The sequence below is a fragment of the Streptomyces parvus genome, from assembly GCF_032121415.1.
Lineage (GTDB): Bacteria > Actinomycetota > Actinomycetes > Streptomycetales > Streptomycetaceae > Streptomyces > Streptomyces globisporus_A.
On sequence record NZ_CP135079.1, the window covers coordinates 4609829 to 4629528 of the forward strand.

At 71.8% G+C, this 19700-nt stretch carries 17 protein-coding genes; 14 read left to right on the forward strand and 3 right to left on the reverse strand.

Annotated elements, in window-relative coordinates; genetic code table 11:
• Positions 1-7: 7 nt before the first annotated feature.
• The 8 genes from RNL97_RS21925 to RNL97_RS21960 all read left to right on the forward strand — a co-directional run bounded on the left by RNL97_RS21925 (position 8) and on the right by RNL97_RS21960 (position 9483).
• Positions 8-1066 carry an ABC transporter ATP-binding protein gene (locus RNL97_RS21925; protein WP_030576576.1) on the forward strand — a complete coding sequence of 353 codons (1059 nt, stop codon included), beginning with the start codon at positions 8-10 and terminating at the stop codon, positions 1064-1066.
• The gene (locus RNL97_RS21930; RefSeq protein ID WP_030576580.1) at positions 1059-2207 is read left to right on the forward strand and encodes an ABC transporter ATP-binding protein; all 1149 of its coding nucleotides are present in this window, start codon (positions 1059-1061) and stop codon (positions 2205-2207) included. Before RNL97_RS21925 ends, RNL97_RS21930 begins: the two co-directional genes overlap by 8 nt.
• 164 nt (positions 2208-2371) lie before the next feature.
• On the forward strand, positions 2372-4009 hold the full coding sequence (locus tag RNL97_RS21935) for a peptide ABC transporter substrate-binding protein (RefSeq protein WP_030576583.1): 1638 nt from the start codon (positions 2372-2374) through the stop codon (positions 4007-4009).
• Positions 4010-4131: 122 nt separating this feature from the next.
• The gene (locus RNL97_RS21940) at positions 4132-5055 is read left to right on the forward strand and encodes an ABC transporter permease (protein WP_030576586.1); all 924 of its coding nucleotides are present in this window, start codon (positions 4132-4134) and stop codon (positions 5053-5055) included.
• A complete protein-coding gene (locus RNL97_RS21945) occupies positions 5048-6025 on the forward strand; it encodes an ABC transporter permease (RefSeq protein WP_313751094.1) in 978 nt (325 codons plus the stop codon). The genes RNL97_RS21940 and RNL97_RS21945 overlap by 8 nt, the downstream gene beginning before the upstream one ends.
• A 13-nt stretch (positions 6026-6038) precedes the next feature.
• Positions 6039-7016, forward strand: a complete 978-nt coding sequence (locus tag RNL97_RS21950) for an ABC transporter ATP-binding protein (protein ID WP_030576592.1) — start codon at positions 6039-6041, stop codon at positions 7014-7016.
• On the forward strand, positions 7006-8211 hold the full coding sequence (locus tag RNL97_RS21955; RefSeq protein WP_030576595.1) for an ABC transporter ATP-binding protein: 1206 nt from the start codon (positions 7006-7008) through the stop codon (positions 8209-8211). The genes RNL97_RS21950 and RNL97_RS21955 overlap by 11 nt, the downstream gene beginning before the upstream one ends.
• Before the next feature lie 204 nt (positions 8212-8415).
• A complete protein-coding gene (locus tag RNL97_RS21960; protein WP_313751095.1) occupies positions 8416-9483 on the forward strand; it encodes a hypothetical protein in 1068 nt (355 codons plus the stop codon).
• A 30-nt stretch (positions 9484-9513) separates the two neighbouring features.
• Here the strand turns inward: RNL97_RS21960 and RNL97_RS21965 are convergent, their stop codons facing one another.
• Positions 9514-11640 (reverse strand): S9 family peptidase, encoded by a 2127-nt coding sequence (locus RNL97_RS21965; RefSeq protein ID WP_313751096.1) that lies wholly within the window; start codon positions 11638-11640, stop codon positions 9514-9516.
• A gap of 182 nt (positions 11641-11822) precedes the next feature.
• On the opposite strand from RNL97_RS21965, the gene RNL97_RS21970 reads away from it, so the two are divergent.
• The 5 genes from RNL97_RS21970 (at position 11823) to RNL97_RS21990 (ending at position 16512) form a co-directional block, all read left to right on the forward strand.
• Positions 11823-12017: a hypothetical protein gene (locus RNL97_RS21970; protein ID WP_010063247.1), complete on the forward strand. Its 195-nt coding sequence runs from the start codon at positions 11823-11825 to the stop codon at positions 12015-12017.
• Between the two features lie 84 nt (positions 12018-12101).
• Positions 12102-13004 carry an N-acetyl-1-D-myo-inositol-2-amino-2-deoxy-alpha-D-glucopyranoside deacetylase gene (gene mshB / locus RNL97_RS21975; protein WP_030576604.1) on the forward strand — a complete coding sequence of 301 codons (903 nt, stop codon included), beginning with the start codon at positions 12102-12104 and terminating at the stop codon, positions 13002-13004.
• Complete coding sequence (locus RNL97_RS21980) at positions 13001-13474, forward strand: DUF6113 family protein (RefSeq protein ID WP_030576606.1); 474 nt, start codon at positions 13001-13003, stop codon at positions 13472-13474. Before mshB ends, RNL97_RS21980 begins: the two co-directional genes overlap by 4 nt.
• A gap of 175 nt (positions 13475-13649) precedes the next feature.
• A complete protein-coding gene (locus RNL97_RS21985; protein WP_313751097.1) occupies positions 13650-15785 on the forward strand; it encodes a hypothetical protein in 2136 nt (711 codons plus the stop codon).
• Between the two features lie 220 nt (positions 15786-16005).
• Positions 16006-16512, forward strand: a complete 507-nt coding sequence (locus RNL97_RS21990) for a DUF4265 domain-containing protein (RefSeq protein WP_030576610.1) — start codon at positions 16006-16008, stop codon at positions 16510-16512.
• A 45-nt stretch (positions 16513-16557) separates the two neighbouring features.
• Here RNL97_RS21990 and RNL97_RS21995 read toward each other — a convergent pair whose 3' ends face one another.
• Both RNL97_RS21995 and RNL97_RS22000 read right to left on the reverse strand, forming a co-directional pair.
• On the reverse strand, positions 16558-17142 hold the full coding sequence (locus RNL97_RS21995; RefSeq protein WP_030576614.1) for a sugar O-acetyltransferase: 585 nt from the start codon (positions 17140-17142) through the stop codon (positions 16558-16560).
• Positions 17139-18386 carry an MFS transporter gene (locus RNL97_RS22000; RefSeq protein ID WP_313751098.1) on the reverse strand — a complete coding sequence of 416 codons (1248 nt, stop codon included), beginning with the start codon at positions 18384-18386 and terminating at the stop codon, positions 17139-17141. The genes RNL97_RS21995 and RNL97_RS22000 overlap by 4 nt, the downstream gene beginning before the upstream one ends.
• Before the next feature lie 145 nt (positions 18387-18531).
• On the opposite strand from RNL97_RS22000, the gene RNL97_RS22005 reads away from it, so the two are divergent.
• The gene (locus tag RNL97_RS22005; protein WP_313751099.1) at positions 18532-19509 is read left to right on the forward strand and encodes an ArsR/SmtB family transcription factor; all 978 of its coding nucleotides are present in this window, start codon (positions 18532-18534) and stop codon (positions 19507-19509) included.
• Positions 19510-19700 lie beyond the last annotated feature (191 nt).

Sequence of the window (19700 nt, forward strand, 5' to 3'; positions counted from 1 at the left end):
GGCGTTCGTGACCACCATCGACAAGACGGCTCACGTCCCCGCACCGCGGGAGTCCGTGAGTGGCGACGGTCCACTGCTCGACGTCCGCGACCTGCACGTGGAGTTCCACACCCGCGACGGTGTCGCCAAGGCGGTCAACGGTGTGAACTACACCGTCAGCGCCGGCGAGACGCTCGCCGTGCTCGGCGAGTCCGGCTCCGGCAAGTCCGTGACCGCGCAGACCATCATGGGCATCCTCGACATGCCGCCCGGGAAGATCACGCAGGGCGAGATCCTCTTCCGCGGCCAGGACATGCTGAAGATGTCCAACGAGGAGCGCCGGAAGATCCGCGGCAGCAAGATCGCGATGATCTTCCAGGACGCGCTGTCCTCGCTGAACCCGGTCCTCTCCGTCGGCTACCAGCTCGGCGAGATGTTCCGTGTCCACCAGGGCCTGTCCAAGAAGGCGGCCAAGGCCAAGTCCATCGAGCTGATGGACCAGGTCAAGATCCCGGCGGCGGCGGCCCGTATCTCGGACTACCCGCACCAGTTCTCCGGCGGTATGCGCCAGCGCATCATGATCGCCATGGCGCTGGCCCTGGAGCCGGACCTGATCATCGCCGACGAGCCGACCACCGCGCTCGACGTGACGGTGCAGGCCCAGGTCATGGACCTGCTGGCCGAGCTGCAGCGCGAGTACAACATGGGTCTGATCCTGATCACCCACGACCTCGGCGTCGTCGCCGACGTCGCGGACAAGATCGCCGTGATGTACGCGGGCCGGATCGTGGAGACGGCCCCGGTCGACGAGCTGTACAGCCGCCCGGCCCACCCGTACACCAAGGGTCTGCTCGACTCGATCCCGCGCCTGGACCAGAAGGGCCAGGAGCTCTACGCGATCAAGGGGCTGCCGCCCAACCTCACGCGCATCCCCGCGGGCTGTGCCTTCAGCCCGCGCTGCCCCAAGGCACAGGACATCTGCCGTACCGAGATCCCGCCGCTCGCCCCGGTGACCGAGCGGGACGGCCTCGAGCTGGTCGGCCGCGGCAGCGCGTGCCACTTCTGGAAGGAGACGATCCATGGCTGAGCTCAAGAAGGAGCAGGAGCCCGTGGACGCCACCCCGAACGTCTCCGAAGTGGAGACGGTGGACGCCGCGACCGAGGCGGAGGCCGTAGCCGCCATCGACGCGCCCGTCAGCCAGGGCGAGCCGATCCTCCAGGTGCGGAACCTGGTCAAGCACTTCCCGCTGACCCAGGGCGTCCTCTTCAAGAAGCAGATCGGGGCGGTCAAGGCCGTCGACGGCATCTCCTTCGACCTGTACGCCGGGGAGACCCTGGGCATCGTGGGCGAGTCCGGCTGTGGCAAGTCCACGGTCGCCAAGCTCCTGATGACCCTGGAGCGGGCCACCGCAGGCGAGGTCTTCTACAAGGGCCAGGACATCACCAAGCTGTCCGGGCGCGCGCTGAAGGCGGTGCGCCGCAACATCCAGATGGTGTTCCAGGACCCGTACACCTCGCTGAACCCGCGCATGACGGTCGGCGACATCATCGGGGAGACCTTCGAGATCCACCCCGAGGTGGCCCCGAAGGGCGACCGGCGCCGCCGCGTCCAGGAGCTCCTGGACGTCGTGGGTCTGAACCCGGAGTACATCAACCGGTACCCGCACCAGTTCTCCGGCGGCCAGCGCCAGCGCATCGGGATCGCCCGCGGCCTCGCGCTCAACCCGGAGATCATCATCTGCGACGAGCCGGTCTCCGCGCTCGACGTGTCGGTGCAGGCCCAGGTCATCAACCTGATGGAGAAGCTCCAGGACGAGTTCAACCTGTCCTACGTCTTCATCGCGCACGACCTGTCCATCGTCCGGCACATCTCCGACCGGGTCGGCGTGATGTACCTGGGCAAGATGGCCGAGATCGGCACGGACACGCAGATCTACGACCACCCGACGCACCCCTACACCCAGGCGCTGCTCTCGGCGGTCCCGGTCCCCGACCCGGCGGCCCGCGAGGGACGCGAGCGGATCATCCTCACCGGTGACGTTCCGTCGCCGGCGAACCCGCCCTCGGGCTGCCGCTTCCGCACCCGCTGCTGGAAGGCTCAGGAGCGCTGCGCGACGGAGGAGCCCCTGCTGGCGATCCCCGAGCGCTTCGTCTCGGCGGCAACCCCGGCCGCGCACGAGTCGGCGTGCCACTTCGCCGAGGAGAAGGACGTCGTGCACGCGGCGTAACCGCTCCCGCAGGTCGAACGACCCAGGCCCGGCCCCTTCCGAGGGGCCGGGCCTCCGTCGTGTCCGCCGCCCTCCTGCCCGTACGGGGCAATCCCGCATGCGGTACATGACGTTATGCGGTGATATGAGGCATTGAGCTACTCGATGACTCTAGGAGGCACTTCATGCGCGGAGCCACACAGGTCAGGTGGGCCGCATGTGCGGTGGCCGTCGCCCTGGCAGCGACGGCCTGCGGCGGCGGTGACGGCGACGGTGGCGGCGGCAGCGGCGGCGCCGACGGCATCGTCAGCTCCTCCTGGGGAGACCCGCAGAACCCGCTGGAGCCGGCCAACACCAACGAGGTGCAGGGCGGCAAGGTCCTCGACATGGTCTTCCGCGGCCTGATCCGCTACGACCCGAAGACCGGCGAGGCCAAGAACATGATCGCCGAGTCCATCGACTCGAAGGACTCCCAGAACTTCACGATCAAGCTCAAGGACGGCTGGACGTTCTCCAACGGCGAGAAGGTCACCGCCAAGTCCTTCGTCGACGCCTGGAACTACGGCGCGGCCCTGAAGAACAACCAGAAGAACGCCTACTTCTTCCAGTACATCGAGGGTTACGACAAGGTCCACCCGGAGTCCGGATCCGCCTCCGCCGAGACGCTGTCCGGCCTGAAGGTCGTCGACGACCTGACCTTCACCGCCAAGCTCACCCAGAAGTTCTCCCTGTGGCCCGACACCCTCGGTTACTCCGCCTTCGTCCCGCTGCCCAAGGCGTTCTACGACGACCACGACGCCTGGCTCTCCAAGCCCATCGGCAACGGGCCGTACACCATCGAGTCGTACGCCAAGGGCTCCTCGATGAACCTCCGCAAGTGGGACGACTACCCCGGCGAGGACAAGGCGAAGAACGGCGGCGTCGACCTCAAGGTCTTCACCGACAACAACACCGCCTACACCGACCTGACCGCGGGCAACCTCGACCTCGTCGACGACGTGCCCGCCTCGCAGCTCCGCAACGTCGAGGCCGACCTCGGCGACCGGTACATCAACACCCCCGCCGGCATCATCCAGACCCTGGCCTTCCCCTTCTACGAGAAGGAATGGGACACCGACGACGCGCGCAAGGTCCGCCAGGGCCTGTCGATGGCGATCAACCGCCCGCAGATCACCGACCAGATCTTCCAGAAGACCCGCACCCCCGCCTCCGACTGGACCTCCCCGGTCCTCGGCGAGGACGGCGGCTTCAAGAAGGGGCTCTGCGGCAAGGAGTGCACGTACAACAAGGCCGAGGCCAAGAAGCTCATCGACGAGGGCGGCGGCATCCCCGGCGGCCAGCTGAAGATCTCGTACAACGCGGACACCGGCTCCCACAAGGAATGGGTCGACGCCGTCTGCAACAGCATCAACAACGTCATGGGCAACAACAAGGCCTGCGTCGGCGGCCCCGTCGGAACGTTCGCCGACTTCCGCGCCCAGGTCTCCACCCAGAAGCTCACCGGCGCCTGGCGTGCGGGCTGGCAGATGGACTACCCGCTGATCCAGAACTTCCTCCAGCCGCTCTACTACACCAACGCCCCGTCCAACGACGGCAAGTGGAGCAACCAGCAGTTCGACGACCTGGTCGACAAGGCCAACGCCGAGAGCGACAAGGCCAAGGCGGTCACCACCTTCCAGGACGCGGAGAAGATCCTCGTCACGGAGATGCCGGTCATCCCGCTCTGGTACCAGAACGGCAGCGCCGGCTACTCGGACCGGGTGGACAACGTCGCGCTGAACCCGTTCAGCGTCCCGGTCTACGAAGAGATCACCGTCAAGTGACGCGCTGAGCCGCGGACGGCCGGGACGCCCGAACCACCAGCGCCCCGGCCGTCCGCGCACCCTGTGCCCGGTACTGCTCGAACCCAGGGGGTGCCCGCACCCCCCGACCCCCGGAGCCCCTCATGGGACGTTATGTGATCCGGCGGCTGCTGCAGATGATCCCCGTCTTCTTCGGCACCACGCTGTTGATCTTCCTCATGGTGAACGTGATGGGCGACCCCATCGCGGGCCTCTGCGGCGACCGCCAGTGCGACCCGGCCACCGCCGCCCGGCTGCGCTCCGAGTTCGGCCTCGACAAGCCGGTCTGGCAGCAATACCTCACCTACATGGGCAACGTGTTCACCGGCGACTTCGGCACCGCGTTCAACGGGCAGAAGGTCACCGAGCTGATGGCCACCGCCTTCCCCATCACGATCCGGCTCACCATCGTCGCGATCGTCTTCGAGGTCGTCATCGGCATCAGCCTCGGCGTCGTCACCGGTCTGCGGCGCGGCCGCCCCGTCGACACCACCGTCCTCATCCTGACGCTGATCGTCATCGCCATCCCCACCTTCGTCACCGGCCTGCTGCTCCAGCTCCTCCTGGGCGTCGAGTGGGGCATCATCAAGCCCTCGGTCTCCGCCGACCCCACCTTCGACGAACTCCTCGTCCCCGGTCTGGTCCTCGCCTCGGTCTCCCTGGCCTACGTCACCCGGCTCACCCGGACCTCGATCGCCGAGAACGCCCGCGCCGACTACGTACGCACCGCCGTCGCCAAGGGCCTGCCCCGCCGCCGGGTCGTCGTACGGCACCTGCTGCGCAACTCCCTCATCCCCGTCGTCACCTTCATCGGCACCGACGTGGGCGCGCTGATGGGCGGGGCCATCGTCACCGAGCGGATCTTCAACATCCACGGCGTCGGCTACCAGCTCTACCAGGGCATCCTGCGGCAGAACTCCCAGACCGTCGTCGGCTTCGTCACGATCCTCGTCCTGGTCTTCCTGGCCGCCAACCTGATCGTCGACCTCCTGTACGCCGTACTCGACCCGAGGATCCGCTATGCCTGAGCCGCAGACCCCGGACGAAGCGATCTCCCAGGCCGGCGCCGGCGGCGCGACGGACCTCGCCATGGAGGAGGGCACCAGCCTGGAGAAGAACCCGGCCGGCCCCGACGGTGCCGGGCCCACCGGAAAACCGCGCAGCCTCTGGTCGGACGCCTGGCGCGACCTGCGGCGCAACCCGGTCTTCATCATCTCCTCGCTGGTCATCCTCTTCCTGGTGATCATCTCGATCTGGCCCTCGCTCATCGCGAGCGGCGACCCGCTCCAGGCCAACCTGGACGACGCCCAGATGGGCTCCGAGCCCGGCCACCCCTTCGGCTTCGACCCGCAGGGCCGCGACGTCTACACCCGGGTCGTCTACGGCACCCGCACCTCGGTGACCGTCGGCGTCTGCGCCACCCTCGGCGTCGCGATCCTCGGCAGCGTCCTCGGCGGACTCGCGGGATTCTTCGGCGGCTGGTGGGACTCGATCCTCTCCCGCCTCACCGACGTCTTCTTCGGCATCCCCGTCGTCCTCGGCGGCCTGGTCTTCCTCTCCGTCGTCACCAGCTCCACCGTCTGGCCCGTCGTCGGGTTCATCGTCCTGCTCGGCTGGCCCCAGATCGCCCGCATCGCCCGCGGCTCGGTCATCACCGCCAAACAGAACGACTACGTCCAGGCGGCACGCGCGCTCGGCGCCTCCAACTCCCGCATGATGCTGCGCCACATCACACCGAACGCCATCGCGCCCGTCATCGTCGTGGCGACCATCGCGCTCGGTACGTACATCTCTCTGGAGGCGACCCTCTCCTTCCTCGGCGTCGGTCTGAAGGACCCGGCCGTCTCCTGGGGCATCGACATCTCCGCCGCCGCCAACTACATCCGCAACGCCCCGCACATGCTGCTCTGGCCCGCCGGAGCGCTGGCGATCACCGTGCTCGCGTTCATCATGCTCGGCGACGCGGTGCGCGACGCCCTCGACCCCAAGCTGCGCTGAGGAGCCGGTTGCCATGTTGCTCGAAGTGCGCGATCTGTACGTGGAGTTCCACACCCGCGAAGGCGTCGCCAAAGCCGTCAACGGGGTCAACTACTCGGTGGCCGAAGGCGAGACGCTCGCCGTCCTCGGCGAGTCCGGCTCCGGCAAGTCCGTCACCGCCCAGGCCGTCATGGGCATCCTCGACGTGCCGCCCGGGAAGATCGCCGGCGGGGAGATCCTCTTCAAGGACCAGAACCTGCTGAAGCTCAAGCCGGAGGAGCGGCGCAGGATCCGCGGCCAGGAGATGGCCATGATCTTCCAGGACGCCCTGTCCTCGCTGAACCCGGTCCTCACCGTCGGCCAGCAGCTCGGCGAGATGTTCGTCGTGCACCGCGGCATGTCCCGCAAGGACGCCAAGGCCAAGGCGATCGAGCTGATGGACCGGGTCCGCATCCCGGCCGCCAAGGAACGCGTCGGCCAGTATCCGCACCAGTTCTCCGGCGGTATGCGCCAGCGCATCATGATCGCCATGGCGATGGCCCTGGAACCGTCCCTGATCATCGCCGACGAGCCCACCACCGCCCTCGACGTCACCGTCCAGGCCCAGGTCATGGACCTCCTCGCGGAACTCCAGCGCGAGCTGAACATGGGCCTCATCCTGATCACCCACGACCTCGGCGTCGTCGCCGACGTCGCGGACAAGATCGCCGTGATGTACGCGGGCCGGATCGTCGAGACCGCGCCCGTCCACGAGATCTACAAGGCCCCCGCCCACCCGTACACCAAGGGCCTCCTCCAGTCGATCCCGCGCCTGGACCAGAAGGGCCGGGAGCTGTACGCGATCAAGGGGCTGCCGCCCAACCTCACCCGCATCCCGCCCGGCTGCGCCTTCAACCCCCGCTGCCCGATGGCCCAGGACGTGTGCCGCAGCGACGTGCCGCCGCTCTACGAGGTGGACGAAGAGCGCAGGAGCGCCTGCCACTTCTGGAAGGAGACGCTCGATGCACGCTGACCGCGACAGGAACGCGGGGACCGGCGAGGGCGCGGCCGGCTCCACCCTCCTCGCCAAGGCGCGCGAGGACGCGGCCGCCCCCTACGCCGAGGGAGACCCGATCCTCCAGGTGCGCGGCCTCGCCAAGCACTACCCGCTCACCCAGGGCATCCTCTTCAAGCGGCAGATCGGCGCCGTCAGGGCTGTCGACGGCGTCGACTTCGACCTGTACGCGGGCGAGACGCTGGGCATCGTGGGGGAGTCGGGCTGCGGCAAGTCCACCGTCGCCAAGATGCTCGTCCACCTGGAACGCCCCACCGCCGGGGCGATCCGCTACAAGGGCGAGGACATCTCCAAGCTGTCCGGGCGGGCGCTGAAGGCGGTGCGCCGCAACATCCAGATGGTGTTCCAGGACCCGTACACCTCGCTGAACCCCCGGATGACGGTCGGCGACATCATCGGGGAGCCCTACGAGATCCACCCCGAGGTCGCCCCGAAGGGCAGCCGCCGCCAGAAGGTGCAGGACCTGCTGGACGTCGTCGGGCTCAACCCGGAGTACATCAACCGCTATCCGCACCAGTTCTCCGGCGGCCAGCGCCAGCGCATCGGCATCGCGCGCGGTCTCGCGCTCAACCCGGAGATCATCGTCGCCGACGAACCGGTCTCCGCGCTCGACGTCTCCGTCCAGGCCCAGGTGGTCAACCTGCTGGACCGGCTCCAGGCGGAGTTCAACCTCAGCTTCGTCTTCATCGCGCACGACCTGTCCATCGTCCGGCACATCTCCGACCGGGTCGGCGTGATGTACCTGGGCCGGATCGTGGAGATCGGCTCCGACGCGGAGATCTACGACCACCCCACCCACCCGTACACCCAGGCGCTGCTGTCCGCCGTCCCCGTCCCGGACCCGACCGCCCGCGAGCACCGGGAGAGGATCATCCTGCACGGCGACGTCCCCTCGCCCGCCAACATCCCCTCCGGCTGCCGCTTCCGCACCCGCTGCTGGAAGGCGCAGGAGCGGTGCGAACTGGAGGTCCCGCTGCTGGCGGTCCCCGCGGAGTTCCGGCTCGTCGACACCCCGGCCCGGCACGACTCGGCGTGCCACTTCGCGGAGGAGAAGCGCGTGGTGCCTCCGGAGGCCGAGCGGGAGGTCCCGGGGCCCGCGGAGGCCCCGGGGGACGGGGAGATCTCCGAGTCCGGGAAGGACGAAACGTCATGAACCGGCGTCAGCACCGTTAACAAGCAGGCAACTCCGCCGTCGCCGCTCCGATATACGAACGCCCCATGCTGAACAGCGTACGGCCGTGCGGGTGCCGTGGTCCGGCCGGAGCGTCGTCCTGGCGCTCCGGCCGGTCGCCCGCCGACACCGTCCCGCCCCGCACCCGCCCTTGTTCATCCGTTCGGGGCAATGGAGTATCAGCGGGTGACACTTACCCGGGGAGCGAGAATCACCGGCGCCGTTCTATGCGCGGTGCTGGCACTGATGGCCGTGGCCTGGATCGGGCGGGACCTCCGGGCCGCCGGCGGACCGGGGCCGGTCTGGGAGTACTGGTCGGGCACCGCGAGCCTCCGGGACGTGGTGCGGCCCACCACCACCTCCACCAGCCTCGTCCTGCTGCTGGCCTACGCCGCCGCCGCTGTGGCGGCACTCCGCTCCGCCTCCGCCGCTTCGGTCCTGATCGTCACCGGCGTCATCACCTTCGTCCTGCGGCTGCCCGGTGTCTGGCTCGTCTCCGACGCCCCGGCCCCGGAAGAGCTCCGCGACCGGGCGCTGCTCACCACGTACGCCGCGCTGGCGGCCGGGCTCGCCCTGGTCGTCGCGGGGGTGGCAGGCCGCCGTCCCGTGCCCCAGGGCGAGGAGCGCCCGGCGGGTCCGGGGCGGGGCGCGGGGGTGGCCGTCTTCCTGCTCCTCGGTCTCCAGGCGGTGGTCTTCACCGCCTGGGAGATCCGGCAGCCGTTCGTCTTCCCGCCCGGGTTCTATCCCGAGTGGTTCATCGGCGGGGCGCCCCTGAACACCCCGCTCATCGAGGGGCCGCCCGGCTGGGTCACCGCGACGATCATCCTGATGTCCCTGGTGGCGGCCCTCGGCGCGGTCGGCGGGGCGGCCCTCGCGCGACCGCTCGGCCTGATCGCGGGCGGGTTCGTCCTCGCCTCCGGCGCGCTGGGCCTGGCGCGCATCATCCACTTCGAGCTGTACGAGCGGTTCACCGACCTCGACATCGAGGGGCAGCTCACCCTGCTGAGCCAGGTCTGCTCGCTCCTCGTCGGGCCCGTCGTGATCCTCCTGCTCGCCCGCAAGGGCGCCGAGCGGGCCCCCGGCGGCACCGCGGGCCCCTGGGGCGGCCCGAACTCCTGGGGCGGCGGCTGGGGCACCCCGGCACCCGGTCAGCCCGGACCGCAGGGCTACCAGCCGCCGCAGGCCCCCGGTTTCGGGCCTCCGCCGGGCGGCGGCTTCGGGCCCCCGCCCTCGTCCCCGCCGCCCCGCTGGTGAACCGGGGGCGGACGGGGAGGGACGGGCGGCTCAGGCGCCGGTCAGCCCCAGCGACCGCTTGAGGAAGTCCACCTGGAGCAGGAGCAGGTTCTCCGCGACCTGCTCCTGCGGCGTCATGTGCGTCACCCCGCTCAGCGGCAGCACCTCGTGCGGCCGCCCGGCCGCCAGCAGCGCCGAGGACAGCCGCAGCGCGTGCGCGACCACGACGTTGTCGTCGGCCAGACCGTGCACGATCATCATCGGCCGGGCCTCGTCGGCGGCCTCGGAGAGACCGTCGTCGGTGAGCAGCGAGTTGTACGCGTACACCTCCGGCTGCGTGGCCGGGTCACCGAGATAGCGCTCGGTGTAGTGGGTGTCGTACAGCCGCTGGTCCGTCACCGGGGCGCCCACGACCGCCGCGTGGAAGACGTCGGGCCGCCGCAGCACGGCGAGCCCCGCCAGGTAACCGCCGAAGGACCAGCCCCGGATCGCCACCCGGGACAGATCGAGCGGGAACCGGTCCGCCAGCCCGTGCAACGCCTCCACCTGGTCCTCCATGGTCCGCACGAGGTTGTCCCGTACCGCCTTCTCCCAGGCCGGCGAGCGGCCCGGCGCGCCCCGCCCGTCCGCCACGACCACCGCGAAGCCCTGGTCCGCGAACCACTGCGAGGTCAGGTGCGGGTTGTGGGCGGCGACCACGCGGCGGCCGTGCGGCCCGCCGTACGGATCCATCAGGACCGGAAGGGGACCGTCCGACTCCTGGTAGTCCGACGGAAGCAGAACGGCGCACGGAATGCGTCGTGCGCCCCCCTCGGTGAGCGTCACGCGGGCGGAGAGCACCGGCTCCTGGGCGTGGCTCGCGATGCGGACCAGCCGCTTGCCGTCCCGCACGACCCACGCGGCGGTTCCGGGCTCCTCGGGCACGGCCGAGACCACCACCGACAGAGCGCCCGAGCGGACCGCGGAGTGCACACCCACCCCTTCGGAAATCCGCTCGATTCCCAGCTCATTGACCCGGTACACATGGATCTGTCCGATCTCCGGTTCGACCGCGTCCTCACCGGCCACCGCCGAGACCAGGATGTCCGACTCCCCGATGTCCAGCACCGCCTGGACGTGCAGCTGCGACCCGGTGAGCGGCCGGTCCCCGACCGCCAGCACCCGCGCCCCGCCCTCGTCGGCGATCCGCACCAGCCGCCCGTCCGGCGCCCACGCCGGCACGCCGGGGAAGAGATCCAGCCAGACCGGGTCCTCGTCGACATGGACGATCCGGGTCGCACCGGTCTCCGGATCCACCGCCAGATACCGCTGACTGCGCTGGTCACGGGCCTGCACCAGGAGCAGCGGAGCGCCCGCGGACGACCAGTGCACCTGGGCCAGGTAGGGGAACGCCTCCCGGTCCCAGAGCACTTCGGTACGGTCCCCCTCCAGGTCCATGACGAAGAGCCGCACCTCGGCGTTGGGCGTCCCCGCCGCCGGGTAGGCCACCTCGGCCGGCTTGCGCTCGGGGTGCGCAGGATCGGCGATGTACCACCGCTGAACGGGGCTCTCGTCGGCCCGCGCGACCAGCAGCCGGTCCGACTCGGGCGACCACCAGAAACCCCGGTAGCGGTGCATCTCCTCGGCCGCGATGAACTCGGCCAGACCATAGGTGACCTGGGAGTCCTCCGGCTCGGCCAGCGCCCGGTCGCCCTCGCCCGACGCGTCCACCACCCGCAGCGCGCCCTTGGCCACGTACGCGATGCGCCGGCCGTCGGGGGACGGGCGGGGGTCGATCACCGGGCCCGGCACCGGCAGCGCCCGCGCGGTCCCGGCCCGCAGCTCGGCCACGTACACCTTTCCGGACAGCGCGAACGCGGCCAACTCCGCCGCCGCGTCCACCGCGTAGGAGACGATCCCCGACGAGCCCTCCCGGGTCCGCTCCCGCCGGGCCCGCTCCTGCGCCGACAGCTTCTCCGCCGAACCGCCCAGCAGGACCTCGGGATCGGCGGCGATCCGCTCCTCGCCGGTCGCCGGGTCGAGCACCCAGAGCCGGGTGGTCCGGTCCGTTCCGGAGGTGGACCTGAGGAAGATCACACGTGTCTCATCCGGTGAGACGGTGAAGGCGCGAGGTGCGCCGAGAGTGAAGCGCTGGGTCCGGGCGTGCTGGCGGGGAAAGGACAGCTTCTGCGAGGTCATGGCTCTGAACCTAGCCCCGAACTCGGCCGCGCGGCACGGTTCGTGCGCCCCTCGTGCTGCTGTGCCCCGATCAATGCGTTGGCACGGAAAGTTATGATCCGTAGCGCTCGGTGGGTAGGAACCTGCTGACTCCGCGTACCCCCATTCCGACCGTCCGAACGTACCGATGGAGGTGAACCGCCGTGGCGCTCTCGATTTCGGCGGTAGTGCTGCTGGCGATCATCGTCTTCCTGCTGATCCGGAAATCCGGACTGAAGGGAGGGCACGCGGTGGTCTGCATGCTGCTCGGGTTCTACATCGCGAGCTCGTCCATCGCACCGACCATCTCCGACCTGACGACCAACGTGGCGGGAATGATCAGCAGCATCAAGTTCTGACGCGGGCGGCGGCCGGCGACCGGCGGCGGGCGGGCGCGGGGGCGCGGGGGCACGGGGGGCCTCCGGGCTCGTAGGGTGGTCCCCATGAAGGACCTCCCCGCCCGCCGTCTGCTGCTCGTGCACGCGCACCCCGACGACGAGTCGATCAACAACGGCGCCACCATGGCCAGGTACGCGGCCGAGGGCGCCCACGTCACCCTGGTGACGTGCACGCTCGGCGAGGAGGGCGAGGTCATCCCGCCCGCGCTCGCCCGCCTCACCGCCGACCGGGACGACGCGCTGGGCCCCCACCGCGTCGGTGAGCTGGCCGCGGCGATGCAGGAGCTCGGCATCACCGACCACCGCTTCCTCGGCGGCGCGGGGCGCTACCGGGACTCCGGCATGATGGGCGCCGAACAGAACGGCCGCCCCGGCTCCTTCTGGTCCACCCCGGTGGACGAGGCGGCCGCCCATCTCGTCGAGGTGATCCGCGAGGTCCGCCCGCAGGTCCTGATCACCTACGACCCGGACGGCGGCTACGGCCACCCCGACCACATCCAGGCCCACCGCGTCGCGATGCGCGCCGCCGACCTGGCCGCCGACCCGGCGCACGGCTCCGGCACACCGCACACCATCGCCAAGATCTACTGGAACCGGGTGGAGCGCGAGGTGCTGGAAGCCGCCTTCGACCGGTTGCGCACCACCGCGCCCGACGCCTTCCCCGGCATCGCCGCCGTGGCCGACGTCCCGGGCGTGACCGAAGCGGAGCAGATCACCGCGGAGATCGACGGATCGGCGTACGCCGGGGCGAAGTCGGCGGCGATGCGCGCCCACGCCACCCAGATCGCGGTCGACGGCCCCTTCTTCGCCCTCTCCAACGACCTCGGCCAGCCCATGCTGACGACCGAGTGCTACCAACTGGTGCGCGGCGTCCGCGGCGTGGCCGGACCGGAGCGCGAGAGCGACCTGTTCGCGGGCGTACCGGACACCGAGGGAGGCACGGCATGAGCGGCACTCCCAAGAAGGCCCGCGGCCGCGCGGACTCCTCGCACGCGCCGCGGCGGAACGCCCCGCCCCGGCAGCCCGAGCCCATCGGATTCGCAGCCCGGCCGAACCCGGCCCGGATCGCCGCCTACTTGGGCCTCGCGGTCCTCGGCGCGCTCGTCGCCCTCGCCGGAACCCTCGTCCAAGCGGCCTGGTTCCCGGGTGGGTTGATCGTCGCCCTGGTGGGCTCGGCGGGCCTCTTCTACGGCGGCCGGATCCTGACCCGCACCCAGATCGGCGCGCTCGCCCCGGCGGCCGGCTGGTTCATCACGGTGTTCCTTCTGCTGAGCGGCCGGCCGGAGGGCGACTACGTCTTCGGCGACGAACTCGGCCTGGTGCTCTTCATGCTCGGCGGGACGGCCGTCGCTGTGATGTGCGCCACCACCTCGAAAGTGCCGCAATCAGCCATCCACAGCGGCCGGTCCGGTACGTGAAGTGCCAAGTCCGGGTCCCGAACGACCCCCACAGGTGTGAGGCACGGGTGGAGGTTTCACCCGGTCGCGGAGTGTCCGACGGCGGCGGCCAGTATGGTGGTGCGCGCGCCGAGCCGTCCCCTGGCCTGCGGCATGGGGGAAGTACGGGCGGCGGAGCCAATCGGGAGAACCTGCCTTGAGTCGTGAAACTGACAGTTCGTCCTCCGGGCCCCAGGGCCGCGGCGGAGCCGCGTACCCCTCGGGTACGCCGCCGTACGGATCCCGCCAGTATCCGTCGCTCCACCCGTCGCAGGACGGCTCTGACGAGAACCCGGAATCCGTGGATCCGCCCCGGCCCGAGGAACCGAAGACCGAGACGACGCTGACGACGCGCATCCGGATCAACATCCCCGGCTCGCGTCCCATCCCGCCGGTCGTCATGCGTACGCCGATGGCGGAGAGCGACATCTCCGGCGGCGGCCGTTCCGACGCGGAGCGCACCGGCGCGACCCCGCGCCCCGGCACGCCGCCGACCGCACCGGGGCGAGGTGCGAGCGCGAGCGCCGGCGCCGCGTCCTCGGACCGTTCCGGCGGCCCGACCACCGGCTCGAACGGCGGCGCGCCCGCGGACCGGTCCCGGGACGGCGGCCCGGCCGCCGGCCCGACGCCCGCCGAGAAGCCGGCCCGGGAGAAGAGCGGCAGCGACTGGTTCGCCCCGCGCAAGGCCCCGGGGGCCGGACCGGCCGCAGCCGCCCAGGGCACCGGTGCGCCCGGCGGCGCGGGCAGCCAGGGCGGTCCGGCCTCCGGTGGCCCCGGCGGTCCCGGTGGTGCGTCCGACGGCGGCGCGGGTCCCTCGCGCCCCGATCTGCCGTACTTCTCGGACGCCCCGGAGTCCGGCGGCGGCCCGGGCGCGCCCGGCTCGGCCCGCAGCGCGCTCGACAGCTACGGCACCGAGCCCCCCGGCGGCGGCCCGCGTGCCACCCCCGGCACCGGAGCGCGTACGCCCGGCCCGTCCGGCCCCACCACGGGACCGGTCACCGGCGCCTCCTCGCTGACCCCGAACCTCGACGGCGTCCCGGGCCTCGCCGGCCCCGGCCCCATGGTCCCGGGCACCCCCGGCGGGGCCCCGCCCCGGATGTCCGACGACACCGCGATCCTCACGCCGCAGGCCCCCGCGCCCGAACCCGGCGGCCATGTCTCGGGCGACACGCTGACGAGCGGCATCCCCGTGGTGCCCAGCGAGCCCCGCGCCACGTTCCCGGGCGGGCCGGGCGCCCCGGTGACCGGTCACGGCGGGCCGGGCGGACCGGGTGTTCCCACGCCGGGGCCCGCGGCTCCGCGTCCCGCACCGAAGGCCGCGGCCCCCACCGCCGCCCCCGCGAAGAAGGGCCGCTCCAAGCTGGTCCTGCTCGGGGTGGCCGCGGTCGTGCTGCTCGGCATCGCGTACGGGGCGGGGCTCCTGCTGAACCACGCCGAGGTCCCCAAGGGCACCACGGTGCTCGGTGTCGACATCGGCGGCGGCACGAAGGAAGAGGCGGTCACCAAGCTCGAAGCCGCCCTCGGTGAGCGGGCCAAGAAGCCTCTGACGCTGTCCGTGGACGGCAAGGCGGAGAAGCTCGACCCCGAGAAGGCCGGTCTCACCCTGGACAGCCAGGAGACCGTGCGCGGCGCGGCGGGCAGCGACTACAACCCCGTCTCGGTGATCGGTTCGCTGTTCGGCGGGGAGCGCCCCGCCGACCCGGTGATCCCGGTCGACGAGGAGAAGCTCGGCGTGGCGCTGACCGACCTGGCGGGCGCTTCCGGCTCGGCCAACGACGGCACCATCCGCTTCGAGCCGAACAAGGCCGTGGCCGTGCCGGGCAAGCCGGGCAAGAGGCTGGACGCCGGCCAGTCCCTGATCTCGGTCCGGGACGCCTACCGCGCCCAGGTCCAGACCGGGCAGGCCAAGGTGGTCGAACTCCCGGTCACCACCAGCGAACCCACCATCACCCAGGCCGAACTGGACCGGGCGATGAAGGAGTTCGCCGAGCCCGCGATGTCCGGTCTGATCACCATCAAGGCCGGTCCCAAGCAGATCCAGTTCGGCCCGGCCCGGTCGCTGCCGCAGATCCTGTCCATGAAGCCGGTCGACGGCCGACTGGTCGACGTCTACGACAAGAAGGCGATCGACACGCTCCTGGACGGCGTCTTCGACGGCATCACGGCCGTCAAGGCCGACGGGAAGAAGCACCAGGTCGGCCCGGACGACGTGGCCCAGGCGATGAAGACCGCCCTGACCGGGAAGACCCCGGCCGAGCGCACGGTCACCATCAACCTGACCGGCGAGGGCTGAGCCCCGGCACCGGCCGCTTCGGCGGGGCGAGCACAGCGAAACGGGGCCCGGCGCTCACCAGCAGCCGGGCCCCGCTTCCGTACCCTCCCTCGGCCGGAGAGGACCAAGCTGCCGGACCGAGTCGTTCGACGGCAACGCGACGCAGAACTTCTGGCGTTCGGCGGTGCCTGGTCGTGGTGGTGGACAGGCGGACGTACCGCGCGCGGGGGACCATGGAGCCATGGGTTCCCCCGCCGGTCCGGAACGCCCGCCCCGCGAAGCCGATCAGATCAAGGTCTGGTTCCGCGTGGCGCCGCGCGAGGACGGGCCGCCGCCGTACGGGACGGAGGGGCTGTGGGCGACACGGCTCGGCCCGGACACCGCGCGGGTGGACAACGTGCCCTTCCTCCGGGACGGGGTCGCCGAGGGCGAGACCGTACGGTTCCGGACGGACGACGACGGCGTGCACTGGGCCGTCGGCCGGGTGGCGGACTCGGGCAACTGCACGGTCCGGGTGCTGCCCGTGCCGGACGGTCCGCTCGGACAGGACGTACGGGCCGTGCACGAGCGGCTCGCCGGGTTCGGGCTCACGGGCGAGGTCTTCAGCGCCGATTTCCCGCTGGTCGCCCTGACCGTCCCCGGCGGCGCGGACCTGCACGGGGTGAAGGCGCTGCTCGCCCGGGGCCGGGACGAGGGCTGGTGGCACTTCGAGGTCTCGTGCGTCACGGATGCCTGGCGGGCGGCGTAGCACGCGGGTGCGGGGCGCGTCCACGGGCGGGGGAGCGCCGGTGGGTTACGCCTCAGGACCGCCGATCGTCCGGATCACCCGGGCCGGGTTGCCGACCGCCACCACGTTGGCGGGCAGGTCCTTCGTGACGACCGCCCCCGCGCCGACCACCGTGTTCTCGCCGATGGCCACCCCGGGGCAGACGATCACCCCGCCGCCCAGCCACACGTTGTCGCCGATGGTGATCGGCTCGGCAGCCTCCCACTTGGCGCGGCGCGGCTCGGGGTCGACGGGGTGGGTCGGGGTGAGCAGCTGGACGTTCGGGCCCATCTGGACGTCCGCGCCGATGGTGATGCGGCCGACGTCCAGGAGGACCGCGCCGAAGTTGATGAACGTGCGCGGGCCGATGGTGGTCTGGTAGCCGTAGTCGACCCGCAGCGGCGGCCGTACCTCCACGCCCTCGCCCACCTCGCCGAGCAGCTCGGCCAGGACGGCGCGCCGGGTCTCGGGGTCGGCTGCCGATGTGGCGTTGTAGCGCTCGCTCAGCACGGCCGCGTGCAGGGCCTCCGCCGCCAGTTCGGGGTCGTCGGCGAGATACGGCTCGCCGGAGAGCATGGCTTGCTTCTGGCCGGGCCTGGCGTGGTCGCTCATGGGGTCTCTTCCGTGCGGGGGGTGCCGGGTGTGCGGGACGCTCGCGGTGATCCGTTCGCTTCCAGCAGTCTGCCCCCGTCGGCGCCGACCGGCGTACGCAGCCCCGGGGCCAGCGCCAGCGTCACCGCCACCGAGAGCCCCGCGACCGCCGCCATGCCCGTCGCAGGCGAGGTCAGCTGGGCGATACCGCCCGCCACGGCCGCCCCCACCCCCTGCATCGCGAGCATCCCCGAGGAGCTGAGCCCGAGCGCCTGGCCGCTCAGCTCCTGCGGGGTGAGGGCCAGCAGCCGTTCCTGGAGCAGCAGGCTCGCGGCGAAGCCGACACTTGCCACGACGACCAGCGCCAGGGCGAGGGGCAGCCCGGGGCGCAGGGCGAAGAGCAGGTAGGGCGCGGCCAGCAGCAGCCGCAGCGGAGCCCCGAGCCGCGCCCGCCGGCGGGTCGGGACGAACCGCCCGACCAGCGTGTCCCCGGCCAGCATCCCGAGGGCCCCGCAGGCGAAGAGGAGCCCGGCGTGCCCGGGCGCGTACGCCACGTACAGGGACTCGCAGCCGACGACGAGCCCGTTGGGCACCCACAGCGCCAGGAACACATACCGGCGCGGCGTGGACGACCAGAGCGACGCGTTGGTCCGCCAGGTCTCCCGGACCGAGGGGCGGCCGGTCGCCCTGGGGGGCCTGGCGGTCAGCCCGAGCCGGGTCACGGCCGCCGCGACGAGGTACAGGGCCGCCCCGACCAGCAGCGTCCCGCGCGCCGAGAACACCGCCACCAGCATCCCGCCCATCGCGAATCCGCAGATCTGCATCGCGCCGCCCGTCATGTTCAGCACGGAGCGGCCGAGCAGGAACCCCTCGCGCGGCACGATCTCGTTGAGCAGCCCGTACCGCACACCCCCACCCGGCGACGCGGCCACCCCCGTCACCAGCAGAACGGCGAACGCGGCCCACAACGGCAGCCCGGGGACGGCCTGCACGCTGACCGCCCCCGCCGACAGCAGGGCGAGAGCGGTCAGCGCGGCGCGGGGCGGCAGCCGGTCGGCCGCCGACAGCAGGGTGAGCGCCCCGGCCACCTGGGCCAGCGACGGGCCGAACATCGCCAGCGCCGACAGCAGGGGAGAGCCCGTCCGGGCGTACACGAGGGTGCCCAGGGCCAGACCGGTCGCGGTCTGGGCGGCCGTCTGCACGGAGACGGCCGCGAAGAGGGGGGTGAACTCCGGGGTCCGGAACAGTTCGCGGTAGGTGCGCATGGACGGAGTCTCCGGACGGCGCCTCCGGTGCCGTTACTGTTTCGCGCGGACGCGAAAGGCCGGGGCGGCCCGGAGCGGACAGGGTGGACGGCGCGAACAGGGCCTGCGGAGCGGCAGGGCCGACAGAGAACGGGCGGTGGTGGGCGTGGGCTGGTGGCAGGTCAGTGCGGACACGCTCGCCGGCAGCCGGTTCGTCGTCTCGCCGCTCGCGGAGACCGTCGCGAGCCTGCTGCTCCTGGAGCGGGCCACCGCCGCGCACCCGGGGGAGCGGGCCTGGCTGGAGACCCATCTGCCCGCGTACCGGCGGCGGGCCGCCGGCGACCCGGTCTCCGCGCTGGTGATCCGCTCCGCCCTCGCCCCCCGCTGGACCGCCGACTTCCTCACCCCCGTACCGGTCCCCGCGCCGCCGGGCCAGGCCCCGCCCTCCTTCGCCGAGGAGCTGGCGCGGGTCCGGGCCACCCCGCCCGGCCGGGCGCGCGCCGATCTGGAGGAGGCACTGCGCGGGCCGCTGCCCGCCGCGCTGGACCGGGACGATCTCGCCGAGCGCGCCGCCGACGCCGTGGAGTGGGTCTGGACGCACACCGTGCGGCCCGACTGGCCGAGGCGGCAGCGGGTCCTGGAGGCCGATGTGGTCGCCCGCACGGCCCAGTTGGGGCGGGCGGGCTGGGCCGAGGCTTTGAACGGCATGCGGCCCGGGGTCCGTTGGCTGGGCGACAGCCGACTGCAGATCAACACCTACGACAACCCGCCCCGCGAACTGGACCGCGCCCAGCTGTTGTTCATTCCCGTCACTCCGGACCGGTCCTGGGTCTGCTGGGACATCCCGCACCGGTACGGGCTGGTGTACCCGTGTTCCGGCGCGCTCGCCGAGGCCGGACGCATGCCCGTACCCGCCGCTCTGGGCGCGCTGATCGGCCCGGCGAGGGCGGCGGTCCTGTCGCTGCTGGCCTCCCCGCTCAGCACGACGCAGCTCGTCGCGCTGACCGGCCAGGGGCTGGGGTCGGTCGGCCGCCATCTGCGGATCCTGCTGGACGCCGGACTGGTCCGCCGCCGCCGGGCGGGCCGCTCCGTGCTCTATTCCCGTACCGAGGCGGGCGACATCCTGGTGCGCGGCGCGGGCTGAGGAGAGGTGAAAGCGCCCGGTGCACGCCCCCGCGCGCCCCCGACCGTCGCCCGTTCGCGGCGGGGCGACGAGCGGATACGCATCAGTACGGGGTGCGCTCCGCATGGGTGGCGCGCATGTACGAGTCGTGACAACGGTGACTATGGGCACCGCTCGTCGTTGTGACAACTTCTCTCTCGCCGCGAACGACG

Coding starts and splice junctions, on each gene's coding strand:
- RNL97_RS21930 (WP_030576580.1), top strand. CDS start 1,059: ATGGCTGAGCTCAAGAAGGAGCAGGAGCCCGTGGACGCCACCCCGAAC.
- RNL97_RS21935 (WP_030576583.1), top strand. CDS start 2,372: ATGCGCGGAGCCACACAGGTCAGGTGGGCCGCATGTGCGGTGGCCGTC.
- RNL97_RS21940 (WP_030576586.1), top strand. CDS start 4,132: ATGGGACGTTATGTGATCCGGCGGCTGCTGCAGATGATCCCCGTCTTC.
- RNL97_RS21945 (WP_313751094.1), top strand. CDS start 5,048: ATGCCTGAGCCGCAGACCCCGGACGAAGCGATCTCCCAGGCCGGCGCC.
- RNL97_RS21950 (WP_030576592.1), top strand. CDS start 6,039: ATGTTGCTCGAAGTGCGCGATCTGTACGTGGAGTTCCACACCCGCGAA.
- RNL97_RS21955 (WP_030576595.1), top strand. CDS start 7,006: ATGCACGCTGACCGCGACAGGAACGCGGGGACCGGCGAGGGCGCGGCC.
- RNL97_RS21965 (WP_313751096.1), bottom strand. CDS start 11,640: ATGACCTCGCAGAAGCTGTCCTTTCCCCGCCAGCACGCCCGGACCCAG.
- mshB (WP_030576604.1), top strand. CDS start 12,102: ATGAAGGACCTCCCCGCCCGCCGTCTGCTGCTCGTGCACGCGCACCCC.
- RNL97_RS21980 (WP_030576606.1), top strand. CDS start 13,001: ATGAGCGGCACTCCCAAGAAGGCCCGCGGCCGCGCGGACTCCTCGCAC.
- RNL97_RS21990 (WP_030576610.1), top strand. CDS start 16,006: ATGGGTTCCCCCGCCGGTCCGGAACGCCCGCCCCGCGAAGCCGATCAG.
- RNL97_RS21995 (WP_030576614.1), bottom strand. CDS start 17,142: ATGAGCGACCACGCCAGGCCCGGCCAGAAGCAAGCCATGCTCTCCGGC.
- RNL97_RS22000 (WP_313751098.1), bottom strand. CDS start 18,386: ATGCGCACCTACCGCGAACTGTTCCGGACCCCGGAGTTCACCCCCCTC.